At 74.8% G+C, this 16,499-nt stretch carries 7 protein-coding genes and 2 pseudogenes; 5 read left to right on the forward strand and 4 right to left on the reverse strand.

Annotated elements, in window-relative coordinates; all coding sequences use genetic code 11:
• Positions 1–246: 246 nt before the first annotated feature.
• The 3 genes from pabB to DEF28_RS09885 form a co-directional block, all read right to left on the reverse strand.
• On the reverse strand, positions 247–2,376 hold the full coding sequence (gene pabB / locus DEF28_RS09875) for an aminodeoxychorismate synthase component I (RefSeq protein WP_309485836.1): 2,130 nt from the start codon (positions 2,374–2,376) through the stop codon (positions 247–249).
• A gap of 391 nt (positions 2,377–2,767) precedes the next feature.
• Complete coding sequence (locus DEF28_RS09880) at positions 2,768–4,117, reverse strand: cytochrome P450 (RefSeq protein ID WP_233515207.1); 1,350 nt, start codon at positions 4,115–4,117, stop codon at positions 2,768–2,770.
• A 440-nt stretch (positions 4,118–4,557) separates the two neighbouring features.
• Positions 4,558–6,627, reverse strand: a complete 2,070-nt coding sequence (locus DEF28_RS09885) for a glycoside hydrolase family 48 protein (protein ID WP_199493192.1) — start codon at positions 6,625–6,627, stop codon at positions 4,558–4,560.
• Between the two features lie 485 nt (positions 6,628–7,112).
• Here DEF28_RS09885 and DEF28_RS28030 point away from each other — a divergent pair.
• From DEF28_RS28030 to DEF28_RS09905, 5 genes and pseudogenes are all read left to right on the forward strand, one after another.
• A pseudogene (locus DEF28_RS28030) lies at positions 7,113–8,162 on the forward strand (endo-1,4-beta-xylanase); the annotation flags it as partial.
• 60 nt (positions 8,163–8,222) lie between these two features.
• Positions 8,223–10,520: pseudogene (locus DEF28_RS09890) on the forward strand (xyloglucanase); the annotation flags it as partial.
• A gap of 231 nt (positions 10,521–10,751) precedes the next feature.
• The gene (locus tag DEF28_RS09895; RefSeq protein ID WP_199493194.1) at positions 10,752–12,041 is read left to right on the forward strand and encodes a lytic polysaccharide monooxygenase; all 1,290 of its coding nucleotides are present in this window, start codon (positions 10,752–10,754) and stop codon (positions 12,039–12,041) included.
• Between the two features lie 152 nt (positions 12,042–12,193).
• A complete protein-coding gene (locus DEF28_RS09900; RefSeq protein WP_181874437.1) occupies positions 12,194–12,682 on the forward strand; it encodes a GNAT family N-acetyltransferase in 489 nt (162 codons plus the stop codon).
• 84 nt (positions 12,683–12,766) lie between these two features.
• A complete protein-coding gene (locus tag DEF28_RS09905; protein ID WP_114400372.1) occupies positions 12,767–15,343 on the forward strand; it encodes a hypothetical protein in 2,577 nt (858 codons plus the stop codon).
• A 119-nt stretch (positions 15,344–15,462) separates the two neighbouring features.
• Here DEF28_RS09905 and DEF28_RS09910 read toward each other — a convergent pair whose 3' ends face one another.
• Positions 15,463–16,044: a snapalysin family zinc-dependent metalloprotease gene (locus tag DEF28_RS09910; RefSeq protein WP_114400371.1), complete on the reverse strand. Its 582-nt coding sequence runs from the start codon at positions 16,042–16,044 to the stop codon at positions 15,463–15,465.
• Positions 16,045–16,499 lie beyond the last annotated feature (455 nt).

The following is a 16,499-nucleotide window of genomic DNA, read 5'->3' on the forward strand; positions in this document are numbered from 1 at the left end:
CTACCAGCAGGGCCGCCCACCGCAGCCGAACCGAGAACCACAACCTCGCCCGCGGCACACCGCTCCGGGGCGCTGCTCCACAGCCGTGCGGGTGGCCCTTCGAGGGGCCGCTGCACGGGGCGTCGCGGTAGGGCGGCGGGGCGGGCGCACGCAGGACGGGGGCGAGTCCGCCTGCGGCCGCCTCGCCGGGCCGGGCGTTCCCGTCCGCGGCGCGGGGCCATGGGAGCGGGCGGCGCGGGGCGGTGGTCAGGCCGGCTGCTCCGCCGCGGCGGGGAGTCCCGGGAAGGCGGTACCGAGGAGCCGGAGCAGCGGTACGGCCTTCACGGCGGTCTCGTGGTACTCGGCCTGCGGGTCGGACAGCGCCGTGATCGCGCCGCCGACGCCGTAGCGCACGCGGTCGGGGGTGACCACCGCCGTGCGGATGACGACGCTGAGGTCCGCCGCTCCGTTCAGCGACAGGTAGCCGATGGCCCCGGAGTACACGCCGCGCGGGCCGGCCTCCAGGCGGTCGATGATCTCCATGGTGCGCAGTTTGGGGGCACCGGTCATGGAGCCGCCGGGGAACGCGGCGCGGACGCAGTCCACCGTCGAGACGTCCGGGCGCAGCCGCGCGCGGACGGTGCTCACCATCTGGTGGGCGTGGGCGTAGCTCTCCACCTCGAAGAGGCCGCTCACCTCGACGGAGCCGACCTCGGCGCAACGTCCCAGGTCGTTGCGGACCAGGTCGACGATCATCAGGTTCTCGGCGCGCTCCTTCTCGTCGCCGGCCAGCTCCCCGCGCAGGCCGGCGTCGGCACGCGGGTCGCTGGCGCGCGGCCGGGTGCCCTTGATGGGCCGGGACTCGGCGACGCGGTGCCGGTCCACCCGCAGCAGGCGCTCCGGTGAGGCGCTGAGCACGGACAGCCGTCCGAAGTCCAGCAGCGCGGCGAGCGGCGCGGGGCTGGTGCGGCGCAGGAACCGGTAGGCATGCCAGGGGTCGACCGCGCGGCGTGCCTCGACCATGTTGGTGAGGCACACCTCGTAGGTCTCGCCGGCGGCGATGAGCTCCTGGCACTCGGCGATCAGCGCGAGGTAGCGGTCGCGGTCGTGCCGCAGCCGCACCGGGGTGGCGGGCAGCGGCCCGGGCGCGGGAGCGGGACGCTGCCCGGCGAGGCGGTGCAGCTCGTGCCTGGTCCGGGCGATCCAGGAGCGGGCCGGGGCCTCATCGCCGTCCTCGGCCAGGGCGAGCAGGTAGGTGGTCGCGGTCTCGTGGTCGAACACCAGCGCGCGGTCGGCGAAGACCGCCATGGCGTCGGGCTCCTCCGCCGGGTGGGCGGGGTCGGCGCCGCACTCGGCCTTCAGGCCGTAGCCGAGGTAGCCCACCCACCCCAGGGCGAAGTCGAAGGGCAGCGGCGGGACCTCGACCCTCAGCGAGCGCAGGTCGCGGTCCAGCCAGTCGAGGAATCCGCCGGGCACCAACCGGACGCCCCCGGAGCCGCGGACCACAACGGAGTCCCGCCGTACGTCGCCCCGCGCCAGGCGGGCGAGCGGGCCGCCGGCGTCGCCCATGACGGAGAAGCGGCCGGCGCCCGCGTCGCGGCGGCTGGCGTCCAGCCAGAACGCCTCGGCGGCGCCGCGGAACAGCCGGTCGAACACGACCTCGTCGTCCCATCTGGTGGGCAGTCGCTCGGCCAGCACCCGCAGGCGGCGCACGCGGGCCGGCTGCGGGGCGGCCGGGGGGCTGGGACGCGGTACGGCGCGGCGGCGCCCGCCCGCCGCCCGCCGGGTGAGGTCGGCGAAGTTGCCGAGCAGCTCGCGCCCGTGCGACGTGCGGATGGACTCGGGGTGGAACTGCACTCCCCACATCGGCCGGTCGCGGTGCCGCAGGCCCATGACGACGCCGTCCTCGGTCCAGGCGGTGACCTCCAGTGACGGCGGGACGCCGGACACCGCGAGGGAGTGGTAGCGCACGACGTCGAGCGGGTCGGGGAGGCCGGCGAACAGGTCGGTGCCGCGGTGCCGGATGGCCGAGAGCCGGCCGTGCCGCGGCTCCGGCGCCCGCGCCACGGTGGCGCCGGCCTCCAGGGCGATGCTCTGGTGCCCGAGGCAGACGCCGAGCAGCGGCAGCCGGCACTCGCGGACGAGGTCGCGGCAGACGCCGACGTCCGGGGCGCGCTCGGGCGTGCCCGGCCCCGGCGACAGTACGACGTTGTCGAAGTCGGCCAGGAGGTCCGGGTGCCAGCCGGGGTCGTCGTTGCGCATGACGACGGGCGGCACGCCGTTCACCTCGGCCAGGTAGTGGGCGAGGTTGTGCGTGAAGGAGTCGTAGTTGTCGACGAGCAGGGTGCGCACGGGCGCCCCGGTGCCCGGGACGCGGTCGGTCCGTGGACGTTGCACCCTGTGCTCCCCTCCGAGACGCCGCCCCGCGCTCCGGCGGCCGCGGACGCCGCGTCCGGGGCGGTCCGGCGCGGAGCCGGCCTCCGGGCCCCGGCGGCCGGGCCGCCGTCCGCGCGGCGCCGCTGCCCAGCGTACCCGGGGCCATGTGCGCGGACCGTGCCGGGCCTCGGGGCCGCCGCTGCGCCGGGGCCCTCGCCGCTTGCCGGCGCGGCGGGCAGCTGCCGTATGCCCACGACGCCCCTCACGCACCCCGCCGACCACGCCCGCTCGGACGCGACCGCGTCTGCGGCTCCGCCTGCCGGAGGGCCGCGCCGGGTCGGCCGGGCCGGCTCGTCCCGCCCGCGGCTCACCGCCGCGGCGGCGGTGGGTCAGCGCCGGGCGTCCGGCGGCGTCACCGCCCGCGCAGCCAGCGGTCCAGGAAGCCGGAGCGGCCCGGCCCCTCCCCTTCAGCGGAGCCGTGTACCTCGGGGCCGGCGCTCCCCGCGTCCCAGGCGGTGGCGGGCGCGGCCCCGTTCTCGTACCCCGTGAGCCGGTCGGGGGGCCGCGGGGTGAAGAGCACCGGCAGCGCGGTGAGTCCGCGGGAGAACGGCGAGTTGCGCCACCGGAGCTCGGACTCCGCGACGGCGAGCCGGAGTTCGGGCAGCCGGTCGATCAGCGTCTCGATCCCGGTGGTGGCGATCAGGCGGGCGATGTCCTGGGCCGGGCAGCGGTGCGGCCCCACGCCCCAGGCCAGGTGCGCGCGGTTCGCCGTCTCCTGGATCCGCTCGCGGTACTCGTCGGCCAGGAAGCGGTTGGCCGCGCCGAGGCCGAGCAGGACGGGGGTGCCCTCCCGGATGGTCCGGCCGCCGGCCAGTTCGATGTCGCGCACGGGGTAGAGGACCGGGAAGTTGGTCATCGGCGGATCGCGCCACAGCGAGCGGTCGACGGCGTCGTCGATACTGACCCGGGTGCCGGCGAGGTCGGCGGCGAGGTCGCGGTCGGTGAGCAGCAGCCGCACCGTGTTGCCGATGAGGTTGGCGGTGGACTCGTCGCCGATCCCGAAGACGAGCACCAGGTGGTGCAGCACCTCCTCGCGGCTGAGGCCGGCGTCGTGGGCCATCAGCCGGGAGAGGACGTCGTCGCCGGGGTGCGCGCTCTTGGCGGTGACGGCCTCGCTCAGGGTGCGTTCGTAGGCGGCGTTGGCGCGTTCGGCGTCCGTGCCGTCCCACAGGCCGCGCAGTGCCGCGGCGAGCCGCCGGCCCGCGTTGTCGCCGAAGCCGAGCATGCGGGTGAGCACCAGCAGCGGCAGCCGGCGGGCGTAGTCGTCGAGCAGCTCCGCGCGGCCCCGTGCGGCGAAGCCGTCGACCAGCCGGCCGGCGAACCCGCGGACGTCGGCGACGACCCGGTGGCCGTCGACCCCGCCGAGGGCGTCGGTGACCGCGCGACGCAGCCGCAGGTGCTGGTCGCCGTCGGCGAACATCGCGTTGGGGCGGTGCGCCAGCATCGGGATGACGCCCGCGTCGTCGGGGACCCGCCCCTCACGCCAGTCCCGCCACCGCCGGGCGTCCCTGCTGAACGAGCGGGTGTCGCGGCACCACGCGGTGATCATGGTGTAGTCGATCACCAGCCAGGCGCGGACGCCCGGCTCCAGCTCGACGGGCACGACCGGGCCGTGCACGTCGCGCAGGCGCTCGAAGACGGCCTGCGGATCGGCGTGGAACCGCGGATCGTGCAGGGCCGCGTGGGGACACGGGTAGGTCACGGGGCAGATCCTGGGAGACCGGGGCGGCACCTCGCGAGTGCTCGGTACGCCGGTTGGGCGGCGGTCATCACCACACAATGCCAATCGCTGGGACCGGGGTGCCAACCTTTGGCCGGTTCAGGGCACCGGACTTCCCAGCGCGGTGGCGGATGAGGTAGGAGGCCCCCGCGGCGGCTGTTTTTACGAAAACACACCGGAATACCGCCGGGCGGCGTTTCCGCCCGGCGGCGCGCCTTTCCCGCGACCGGACCGCGGGCCGACCCTCCCTTCCGACATCTCACCCGAATTGGTGTCACTTATCGTACTTCTCGCATTTTCCGCATACCCTCCACTTTCCGGGCCTTCCGCGCCCGCCACCCGGCGTGCCGGGCGCGGGGCGGTACGGCCGCGGCGGCAGGGGCGGGCGGGGCGCGCCCGCCCGCCGCCGCTGCGCCGCCGCGCTAGCCGAACAGCTCGTCGTGGACGGCGAAGGCCGTCGCCACGTCGACCTGCGCCCAGAAGCGGTGGTAGGTGAAGGTGGGTGCCTCGCCGCCGTTGAGGTAGGCCTCGACCTGCGGCCAGTCGGGGTCGTCCTCGTAGAACGACCGGATGGAGGAGAAGGTCGCACCCGGCCGGACCTGGTCGCCGTTGGCCATCTGGCCGGACCAGCCCTGCGGGATGTAGACCTCGTCGTCGAACCGCTGGTAGTCCGCGCGGACCTCCTCGGTGGCGATGCCGATGGCGTCCCGGTTGGCCAGCAGCGCGTCCAGCAGCCCCTCGCCCATGGCGCGGGCGTCGGCGTCGCCGGAGCCGGCGGCGTAGTAGAGCAGCGTCTTGGCGAGCCCCGCGGCCACCCCGACGTCCTGCCCGTGGGAGGTCACCTCCACGTGCAGTCCGGAGTTGCCGGTGGGCGTTCCGGTCCAGGTGTCGGGCTGGCCGCTCCACCGCATGTCGGCGGGCACCTGGAAGTCCCCGCCGGTGCCGACCGTGGTGTTGGCCATGGCCCACGGCACCCAGTTGTCGAGGATGTCCTTGGCACGCTGGTCGCCGGTGGTCTGGTAGAGCTGGGCCACGCGCTCCATGCCCCACACCTGGAAGCCGAACCACTGGTTGGACGGCGGGTCGTGCCAGACGGGCTGCCAGTCGTAGTACATCCCGTAGAACTGCGCGGAGCCGGCGGGCGGCTGGCCGTAGTCGCCTCCCCAGCTGTTGGTCGCGCCGCCGGCGATGCCGCCCTCGGCCGACTGCAGCCACTGGAGGAACTCCAGCTGCCGGTCCATGCTGACCGCCCAGTCGGCGGCGCCGGTGGCCGACTCCGGCTCCAGGGCGTCGACCTCGGACAGCGCGTAGGCGGCGAGCGGGTTCTGGTAGCCCTGGTGGGCGGAGCTGCCGCCGATCCGCCAGGCCCACGGGTACTGCGCGTTCTGCAGCGCGCCGCCCCAGGCGTAGTACCACGACATCAGGTAGTGCGCGCTGTTCTTACCGCTGCCGGGAGCGCAGGAGGTCGCGCCCACGCAGTCGCCGACGCGTTTGAAGTACTTGTCGTACATCGCGTAGCGCAGGTAGTCGCCCATCCTGGCGGCGTCGGCCACCGGACCGGCGACGGCGTCGGCGTTGCCCTGCTCGCCGGCCCAGGTGTGCGCCAGGTAGGCCACCTGTACCGCGCGGGCGTCGGCGTCGGGGGCGTTGGTGTAGCGCCACTGCTGCGAGTAGTTGGAGTCGCGGGTGAACAGGTCGAGGAACCCGTTCGGGCCGCCGTGGTCGAACGTCTCGCAGGACGGGTGCGGCACCGTCTCCCACACCGACTCCTGCGAGCCGCGCTGGAAGGTGTTGATGTAGGCGGGCGCGTCGTCGCTGCCGTCGCCGCAGAAGCCGTACCCGTAGGTGTTGTCCACGTCGAGCAGCCAGTGCATGCCGTAGATCTCGTCGGTGCCGTAGGTGCTGCTCAGCTCGTCGGCGAGGGGGTCCTGGCCGACGCGCACGCCGTTGTCCAGCGGTGAGGGGTACCCCTGCGGGGTGTCGTGCTCGGCGATGTAGGTGGCCGGCGAGGCCGGGTTGTAGGAGGCGTTGGTGGGCTGGTCCGCGGTGCCCGGGATGATGAACGCCTCCATCGCCGCCCACGCGTCGTTGAACGGCTGCCAGTCACCGGTGATGCGGCCGTAGGCGGCCTCCAGCCAGAGGTAGTAGCTGAACGCCTCGGAGGTGGTGGCGTGCCCGTGGTCCGGCGCCTCGACGATGAGGGTCTCGACGGAGTGGTAGGGCACGAGCAGCCCGTCGAACTCGCGGAAGTACCCGTTGGCCGGGTCCTTGATCTTCTCGTACTGCTCCAGGAAGGCGTCGTCGTAGGCGGAGACGGCGACCGGGGGCTCGGCGTCCCGGGCGGCGTCGGCGGCGGGCCGGGACGGGGCGTCGGCCGGGGCCGCGGCGGCCGCGGCGGGGAGGGCGGTGGCGGTCAGGGCCACCGCCAGGGCGCCCGGCAGCAGCCCCGTGCGGAGCAGCCGGGCCGGCAGCGCCGGCAGTGGGGGTCTCATGGTGCGGACAACCTCCCGAGGTTGACGGGACGCGGGGGCGTTCCCGGGGGTCGCTCGGACCGGGAGCGGGCCGTGGCGGACGCCCGGAACGGGAACGGATCTTCGTCATGGGAGCGCTTCCATGGATGGTAATCAGTTTGCAACAACCTGTAAACAGCACATTTCCCGATCACCTGGCGACCCGCCCGCGACCCCCGCCAGCGATCTTCCCGGGACGGATTCCACCGTCGAATCACCCGGAATTCGGACGGCGCACCGAGCACTCGATGCCCGGAACCGGAAATCGATCCCTATCCGCCCGCGAACCGGAATCGGGAACGGGCGCCGATGCGGCGGACCGCCGCACCGCGCGGGAATTCGCCGCGAAACACCACTTTCACGTTCGGTTAACGAATGTTACATTCGTCGGCAACCGATGGGAGCGTTCCCATACATTCACACCGCTCCCCCGCCACCACCGGAGAGCACCGGAGAAGGACGGACCGATGCACAGCGACGAGACCCCCGCGCCGCGGACCCGCTCCCGCCGGCACGGCATCCTGCTCACCGCGCTCGTGTGCGCGCTCGGCGTGCTCGCGCCGGGCGCCGCGCACGCCGACACCGGTGCGGCGGGCGGCGCGCTGCGCCAGCACGCCGCCGCGCGCGGCGTGCAGATCGGCGCCGGCATCGAGGCCGGCCCCCTCGCCGACGAGGCCCCCTACCGCGACACCCTGGCCCGCGAGTTCAACGCCGTCACCCCCGGAAACGAGATGAAGTGGGGCTCGCTGGAACCGCAGCGCGGCCAGTACCGCTGGGGCCCCGCCGACCAGATCGTGTCCTTCGCCCGGGCCAACGGCCAGCAGGTCCGGGGCCACACGCTGGTCTGGCACAACCAGCAGCCGTCCTGGCTCAGCAACGGCCAGTTCACCTCCGCCGAACTGCGCGGCATCCTGGAGAACCACATCCGGGTGACCGCCGGCCGCTACAGCGGCCAGCTCTACGCCTGGGACGTCGTCAACGAGCCGTTCGACGAGGACGGCAGCCTGCGCGACACCATCTGGTCGCGCAACCTCGGGGAGGGCTACATCGCCGACGCCTTCCAGTGGGCGCGGGCGGCCGACCCGCACGCCCGGCTCTACCTGAACGACTACAACATCGAGGGCCTCAACGCCAAGAGCGACGCCATGTACGACCTGGTGCGCAGGTTGAAGGCCCAGGGCGTGCCCATCGACGGCGTCGGCTTCCAGGCGCACTTCATCCTCGGACAGGTGCCCGCCACCTTCGAGGCGAACCTGCGCCGGTTCGCCGAACTGGGCGTGGACGTGGCCGTCACCGAACTCGACGTCCGGATCCCCACGCCGGCCGACTCCGCGGAGCTCCAGCAGCAGGCCCGCGACTACGCCGCCGTCACGTCGGCCTGCCTGGCGGTGAGCCGCTGCACCGGCGTCACCATCTGGGGCATCACCGACAAGTACTCGTGGATCCCCGACTGGTTCCCGGGCTACGGCGCGGCGCTGCCCTTCGACACCGCCTACCAGCCCAAGCCCGCCTACCACGCGGTGCACGACACCCTGGCGGCGGCCGTGGTGGGCGGCGCACGAAGGAGCAAGGCGCACATGCGAACCCGACCGCGACTCGCCGCCATGGTGGCGGGTCTCCTGGTCGCCACCCTGGCCGGCACGGTGCAGGCCGTCCACGCCGACCCCGTCGGGGCGTCGGCCGGCGACTACGAGTGGAACAACGTCGAGATCGTCGGCGGCGGCTTCGTCCCCGGCATCGTCTTCAACCAGTCCGAACCCGACCTCGTCTACGCGCGCACCGACATCGGCGGCGCCTACCGGCTGGACCCCGGCACCGGCCGGTGGGTCCCGCTGCTGGACTGGATCGGCTGGGACGACTGGAACCTGACCGGGATCGTCAGCCTGGCCACCGACCCGGTCGACACCGACCGCGTCTACGCCGCCGCCGGCACCTACACCAACGACTGGACGTCGGACAACGGCGCCATCCTCCGGTCCAGCGACCGCGGCGCCACCTGGCAGCGCACCGACCTGCCGTTCAAACTCGGCGGCAACATGCCCGGCCGCGGCATGGGCGAGCGGCTGGCCGTCGACCCCAACGACAACCGGATCCTCTACCTCGGCGCGCCGAGCGGCAACGGGCTGTGGCGCAGCACCGACCACGGCGCCACCTGGTCGAAGGTGACCTCCTTCCCCAACCCCGGCGACTACGTGCAGGACCCCGGCGACTCCAGCGGCTACCTCTCCGACCGGCAGGGCGTCATCTGGGTCGCCTTCGACCCGGAGAGCGGCGCGGAGGGCCGGGCCAGCCAGGACATCTACGTCGGTGTCGCCGACAAGGAGAACACCGTCTACCGCTCCACCGACGGCGGGGCGAGCTGGCAGCGGATCCCCGGCCAGCCGACCGGGTACCTCGCGCACAAGGGGGTGCTCGACCACGAGAACGGCTTCCTCTACATCGCCACCAGTGACACCGGCGGCCCCTACGACGGCGGCGCCGGCGACGTGTGGAAGTTCGCCACCGGGACCGGCGAGTGGACCCGGATCAGCCCGGTCCCCTCCGACGACGAGGACAACTACTTCGGCTACAGCGGGCTGACCATCGACCGGCAGGACCCGGAGACGATCATGGTCGCCACCCAGATCTCCTGGTGGCCGGACGTGATCTTCTTCCGCAGCACCGACGGCGGTGCCACCTGGTCCCCGATCTGGGAGTGGGCCGACTACCCCAACCGGACCATGCGCTACCGGATGGACGTGTCGGGCGCCCCGTGGCTGACGTTCGGGCAGCACCCCGCGCCGCCGGAGACCACCCCGAAGCTGGGCTGGATGACCGAGTCGCTGGAGATCGACCCGTTCGACTCCGACCGGATGATGTACGGCACCGGCGCCACCGTCTACGGCTCGCGGGACCTGACCGCCTGGGACCGGGACGAGCAGATCACCATCGAGGTGATGGCCCAGGGGCTGGAGGAGACGGCGGTCAACGACCTGGTCAGCCCGCCGGCCGGCGCTCCCCTGGTCAGCGCGCTCGGCGACATCGGCGGGTTCCGGCACGACGACCTGGGCCGGGTGCCCGCCCGGATGTTCACCAGCCCCAACTTCGACAGCACGACCAGCCTCGACTTCGCCGAGAAGAGCCCCAACGTGCTGGTCCGGTCCGGTAACTTCGACCGATCAGCCCGGCCGAACGACCGCGGCGTCGCCTTCTCCACGGACGGCGGGTCGAACTGGTTCCAGGGCTCCGAGCCAGGCGGGGTCACCGGCGGGGGGACCGTGGCGGCCGCCGCCGACGGCAGCCGGTTCGTCTGGTCGCCGCAGGGCACCGGCGTCCACCACACGGCCGGGTTCGGCAACTCCTGGCAGCCGTCGCAGGGCATCCCGGCCGGCGCGGTCGTGGAGGCGGACCGGGAGGACCCCAGCGTCTTCTACGGGTTCTCGGGCGGCCGATTCTACGTCAGCACCGACGGCGGGCGGAGCTTCACCGCCACGGCAGCCTCCGGGCTGCCCGGCTCCGGCGACGTCCGGTTCAAGGCGCTCCCCGGCTCCGCCGGCGACATCTGGCTGGCCGGCGGCACCGAGGGCGGCACGTACGGCCTGTGGCACTCCACCGACCGGGGCGCCTCCTTCACCCGGGTCGCCGGTGTGGACGAGGCCGACAGCATCGGCTTCGGCCGCGCCGCACCCGGCAGCTCCTACCCCGCCCTCTACACCAGCGCCAGGATCGGCGGCGTGCGGGGCATCTTCCGCTCCGACGACGCCGGCGCCTCCTGGGTGCGGATCAACGACGACCAGCACCAGTGGGCGTGGACCGGCGCCGCGATCACCGGCGACCCGCGGGTGTACGGGCGGGTCTACGTGTCCACCAACGGGCGCGGGATCGTCTACGGCGAACCCGGGTCCTGACGGCGGCTCCCCAGCGGCCGCCGCCCCCGTCGAGCGAGCGCCCCGGCGCTCCGGAAGCGAGGTACCCCCGACCGGCCGCGCGGACGGACCGCGCCCGCGCGGCCCCGGGCGCGGCCCGCCGCGCCCGGCCGAAGCCCCCGTCCCCCTCTCCGCGCCGCCCCGACCGGCCGCGCGGCCCATCCGAACGCTCGCACCCCCACCACAGGAAGGAGCAGACCCGTGCGACTCGGACGCCGCCTCGCCCTGGCGGGCGCCCTCGCCGGGCTCACCGGGCTCTTCGTCACCGCACCGCCGGCGGACGAGGCCCTGGCCCACGGAGGGCTCACCTATCCCGCCACCCGCACCTACGCCTGCTATGTCGACGCCGTCGGCGGCGGCAGCGGAGGCGCGCTGAACCCGACCAACCCGGCCTGCGCCCAGGCGCTGCGGGAGGGCGGCCAGTACGCCTTCTACAACTGGTTCGGCAACCTCATCAGCGACGCCGCCGGCCGGCACCGCGAGGTCATCGCCGACGGCGAACTGTGCGGTCCCTCCGACAGCTTCGACGCCTTCAACGCCCCGCACGACGAGTGGCCGACCACCGAACTGGAGTCCGGCGCCGGCATCACCTTCCGGTACAACGCGTGGGCGCCGCACCCGGGGACCTGGTACCAGTACGTCACCAAGGACGGCTGGGACCCGGACCAGCCGCTCACCTGGGACGACCTGGAGCCGGTGCCGTTCGACGAGGTCACCAACCCGCCCATCGACGGCGAGGGACCGCACGGCCGGGAGTACACCTGGGACGCCACGCTGCCCGAGAAGAGCGGCCGGCACATCATCTACTCGATCTGGGAGCGCTCCGACAGCCCGGAGGCGTTCTACAACTGCTCCGACGTGGTGTTCACCGGCGGCGACGGCGGCGGGGACGCCGAGGCCCCCGACGCGCCGGGCGCGCCCACGGCCACCGGGCCCACCGCGGACAGCGTCCAGCTGCAGTGGCCGGCCGCCAGCGACAACGTGCGGGTGACCGGCTACGAGGTGCGCGACGCCGAAAGCGACAAGGTCGTCGCCTCGACCACCCAGACCTCGGCCCGCGTCACGGGCCTCACCCCCGAGACCGACTACGAGTTCACCGTGGTGGCGAGGGACGCCGCCGGCAACCGGTCCGCGCCCTCGGCGCCGGTCGCGGTGACCACCGGCGGCGCCCCGAACCCCGGCTACTGCTCGGTGGACTTCCGCGTCACCAGCCGGTGGTCGCAGGGCTACTCCAGCCAGGTGACCGTGTCCAACACCGGCGGCGGCGCGATCAGCGGCTGGGACCTGGAGTGGTACTTCCTCGGCGACGAGCGGGTGGCCAGCGGCTGGTCGGGCACGTTCGCCCAGTCCGGCAAGCGTGTCTCCGTCTCCGGTACCGGCTCCATCGCGCCCGGCGCGTCGGTGGGCTTCGGGTTCAACGCCGACACCCAGCGGCCGGTCACCGAACCCGACTACTTCACCCTCAACGGCACCCCCTGCGCGACCGTCTGACCCCGTCCGCGGGCGGTCGCCGATGGGCACCCTCTCCTCCATCGGCGACCGCCCCTCCTCAGCGCCCGCGGCGGCCGGAGCGGGCGCGGCGCCCCCTGCCGCCGCCCCTCCTCGCGGGCGCGCCGGCGCGCGGATCGGGCATGCTGGCGTCCATGCTGATCCGAGACGCCCTGCCCGCCGACTGGCCGCAGATCTGGCCGTTCCTCCGCCGCATCGTGGCGGCCGGCGAGACCTACACCTGGGACCCGGACGTGACCGAGGACCGCGCCCGCGCGCTGTGGCTGCCGGAGCCGCCCGGGCGCGCGGTCGTCGCCGTCGCCGACGACGGGACCGTCATGGGTTCGGCGAAGCTGCACCCCAACCAGGCGGGGCCGGGCGCGCACGTGGCCGGCGCGAGCTTCATGGTGCACCCCGACCACGCCGGCCGCGGGATCGGCCGCGCCCTGGGCGAGCACGTCATCGCGCGCGCCCGGGCCGACGGCTACCGCGCGATGCAGTTCAACGCGGTCGTGGCGACCAACACCCCGGCGGTGGCGCTGTGGCGTTCGCTCGGCTTCGCGGTGCTGGCCACAGTCCCGGAGGCGTTCCGGCACCCCGTGCACGGGTTCGTGGGCCTGCACGTGATGCACCGCCGGCTGTGAGGGGGCCGGCTGCGGCGGTGGCCGCGCCGTCGCAATGGCCCGCTACCGTACGGTCCCTTGGCCGATGGCGGAAGGGGCGGGGCAATGGCGAGACGGACGGGCGGGCCCGGTATCGAGCGGCTGCTGGAGTTCGGCGGGCGGGACGACCTCACGGAGCTGCTGGAGCGCGACGCGGGGACGCTGGCCGGGGTCGTGCGCACCGCGCCCGAGGTCCCGCCGGCGCTGGTCGACGCGGTGTTCGCCGCCGGGGACGAGTGGATCGGCGCGCTGGCGCGCAACTCCGAGGCCGTCGCGGCGAGCGCCGCGCTCCGGATGCGGCTGGCCGGCACCGGGCATCCGCTGGTCGCGCGGGCCGTGTTCGAGAGCCTGTGGCCGTGGCGGGCGCACGAGATGCGGGTGCTGCTGGCGGCCGCGGACCCCGCGGACCCGGCCTGGAAGGCGCGCCTCGGCCGGATCCGCAAGCTCATCGCCGAGTACACCACGGGGCAGCGCGACGGCGAGCCGCACACCCTGCGCGCGGCCGTCGCCGCGCCGTTCCCGCGTCTCGTGCGGAGCGCCCTGTCCACTGACGGGATCCTGGGGCGGGCGGACGTGCTCCGCGGGCTGCTGGCGCTCCACGACCACGGCGGTCCGGCACAGCTGCGCGCGGCGCTGGGCGACCCCGCGACCGACCGGGAGCTGCGGCGGCACGGCTGCGCCGACCTCGCTGCCCGCCTCCTCGCCGGTCCGGACGGCGCGGCGGAGCTGCGGGCCGCCGTCGCGGAGGCCGAGGGGACGCCGGGCGGGACCGCCGAGGACTACCTCAACCCGTGGCGGGACCTCGACTGGACCGCGCTGCTGGCCGCGCACGCCAAGCGTCCGCTGCCGCCCGGGATGGTCGAAACGCTGGTCGAGCGCGCGGACTGCCCGGACGAGGCCTTCGCGCCGCTGGGCGCCTCCCACCCCGAGCCGGACGTGCTGCTGGCCCGCCTGGAGCGTCCGGCCCCGCCCGGCCTGCTCGGTGCGCTGCGCGCCGACGGGCTGCGGGTCGACACCCTGATCGCGGTGGTCGACCGCGGCCTGGGCCGCACGTTCACCGGTGCCGACCTGCTGCACCGGGTGCGCCCGGCGCGGGTCGTGTTGGAGACCGCGCAGGGGCTGCGCGCCCCCGAGGAGCCCGCCCGCCGGGAGTGGCAGGCGTTCCGCGCCGGCCTGGCCGAGCTGGTGGCGGAGCGGCTCGGCTCCGACGCCGCGGCCTGGCGGGCGCTGCGCGCCGCGCTCGCGGAGTTCCCCGGCAGCATCGGCGAGCTGGTCGAGGAGGCGGTGGCGCGGGCCGCCGGCGGGGAGGCGGCGGTCGGCGCCCCGTGGCCCGACGCCCAGGAGATGCCGACACTGACGGGCCCCTGGCGCGTGCTCAAGGGCGAGCGGGCCGCGTTCGTGGAACTGCTGAACGCCGCCGCGACCCCCGTCCAGCGGCAGCTGCTGCGGCACGTCGACGACCAGACCGCCTCGGACCTGCTGGCGCTGGGCGAGTGGCGGCCGGAGTGGCTGGACTGGGCGCGGGAGAGCGGGCCGGGCGGCCGGGAGCGGGTGCTGGTGGCGCGCCACCAGCTCGAACAGCAGGTCGTCAGCCGCAACCGCATGGCCACAAGCCTGCCGCGGCGCCTCCTCCCGGCGGAGGCGGCCGCCGAGCTCGCGGCGCTGGACGATCCCGCGGTCAACGCGGCGCTGATCTACCAGCCGCTCCTCCCCCGGCCGCTGCGCGACGCGGTGCTGACCGGCCGCAGGCTCCGCCCCGGCCCCGCCGACCGGCTGCCGCTCGACGCCGACCTGCGGGCCGAGCTGGTGGACCCGCCGACCTCCTGGACGGACCTGCTCCCCGCCTTCGGCACCGGAGACCCCGAGCTGACGGCCCACTGCATCCAGTCGGGATGGGCCGACCGCTCCCCCGCCCTGCAGCTGCGCATCGTCCTGGGCCTGTGGGAGCGCAACGGCACCGCCCCGCTGCGCGAGGAGCCGCGCCGGTGGCTGCCCGGCTCGTTCGACGAGAAGGTGCGCGCGCTCGTCGCGGAGCTCCTGGCGGAGGAGGACGAGTCCGCCGCGCTCGACCGGCTGCGCGCGGCCGTCGCCGACGCGGAGTCCACGCGGGGCCTCCTCGAGCGCTTCCGCACCTCGGGGAGCGACTTCTACCTCATCCAGACGGAGGGGTTCGTCCTGGAGTGGGACGAGCTCTACGCCGCGTTCCAGCGCGGTGCGCTCGACCCGGGCCGGGCCGGCGAACTGGTGGGGGACGACCTCTGCCCCGAGCGGCTGGCCGGCCGTCCCTGGGTCCGGCTGAGCCGGGCGCAGCGCACGGCCGTGCGCGACCTCGCCGGCGGCCGGCCCGCGGCGGAGGTGCTGGCCGCGACCCCGCTGACCGTGCGCGGCGGGCAGAGCTGGGTCGAGGAAGCGCTGCGCGCCGGGCTCCTGACGCCGGCCGACGTGGTCCGGCACGCCCGCCCGGCCGGCGCCGCCCTCACCGCCGTGCCGCTCGACGCCCCGGCCCGCCGGGAGGTGGCGGACCTGGTCCGCGAGCACCTGGCCGGCCGGCCCGACGCCTGGGCGCTCGTGACCCACCTGGCCGCCGACTTCACCGGCGCGCTCCCCGAACTGCTGCGGACCGCGGCGCAGGCCGTGGAGTGAGCCGCCCGTGGGCCCGGACCGGCCGGTCCGGGTCCGCCGGCGGGGGCCGCGGCGGCGCACCGCCGCGGCCCCCGAGGTCATATCCGGGGCGGGCGCCCCGGACGCGGCCGGTCAGGCTGTCACGGGGCGTCGACCAGCACCCGGCCGTCAGCCGGTTCCCGGTGGGCGAGCGTGCCGCTGTAGTTGGCCTCGACACGGGCGCGCTCGGTGGCGTTGGGGACGGCGTTGGTGCACGACGTTCCGGCGGTCGAGCCGGACATCAGCGAGGAGCAGGGGCCGGGTTTGATGTCGGGCAGCCCGAGGCTGTGGCCCAGTTCGTGCGCGGCGATCCGGACCGGGTCGTACCCCTCCTCGACCCCCTGGCGGCCCATCCAGACCCGGACCTGTCCGCCGGGGCGGACCGGGCCGAGGTTGGCCTGCGGCCAGCCGTCGCTGGCCAGGATGACGATCTGCGCGCGCTGCCCGGCGGGGGCGCGCACCAGGTGCACGTTGCTCACGTTGTCGTTCCACACCTGGACGCCGGCGGCGACGGCGGAGCGGAACTCGGCGGCCTGGCTGTCGTCGTAGTACAGGGTGGTCGCCTGGGCCGCCGCCGGGTCCGCCGGACCCGTCGCCGCCGCGGCGGTCGTCGTCCCGCCGAACAGCGCCAGCGCCGCCGCGGTGGCGGCGATCAGGGGGCGCAGCGATCTGCGTCGCAGCATGTGAGTCTCCTGGGGGTGAGGGGAAACCGCTTCCGCGTCCGGGGTGCCGCCGGAGGGGTGACCGAGCTCGTGGCCCGCGGTGCCCCGACGGCGCTCCGCGAACCCTGTGGGGGTTTCGGTGAGTGTACGTCTGGTGACGTACCGCGACAAGAGGGGTTTTCGCGACATTCCACCCTGGCGGCCCGCAGGCCCGCCCTTCCGGGGCCGACCGGGGGCGGCCGCACCCCGCGCCGGGTGGGCAGTCGAGAGGGCCGCACCCGCAGCACACACTCCGCCCTCCGGCGGCGAACTCCGAGGTTACGATCCGTTTACATATCGTTTCCAGTTCATTACAATCAGCCTTGGGAGCGCTCCCGCAGCCCTCGCGCTCCCGACGTCCCCCCTCGCGGACCGCCCCCGAGCCACCGAGCGGAGCGGCGGCCGGCACGGCACCCGGCCGGCCGCCGCGGCGGTCC

The organism is Marinitenerispora sediminis (assembly GCF_003336425.1).
In the GTDB taxonomy this organism is placed as follows: domain Bacteria; phylum Actinomycetota; class Actinomycetes; order Streptosporangiales; family Streptosporangiaceae; genus Marinitenerispora; species Marinitenerispora sediminis.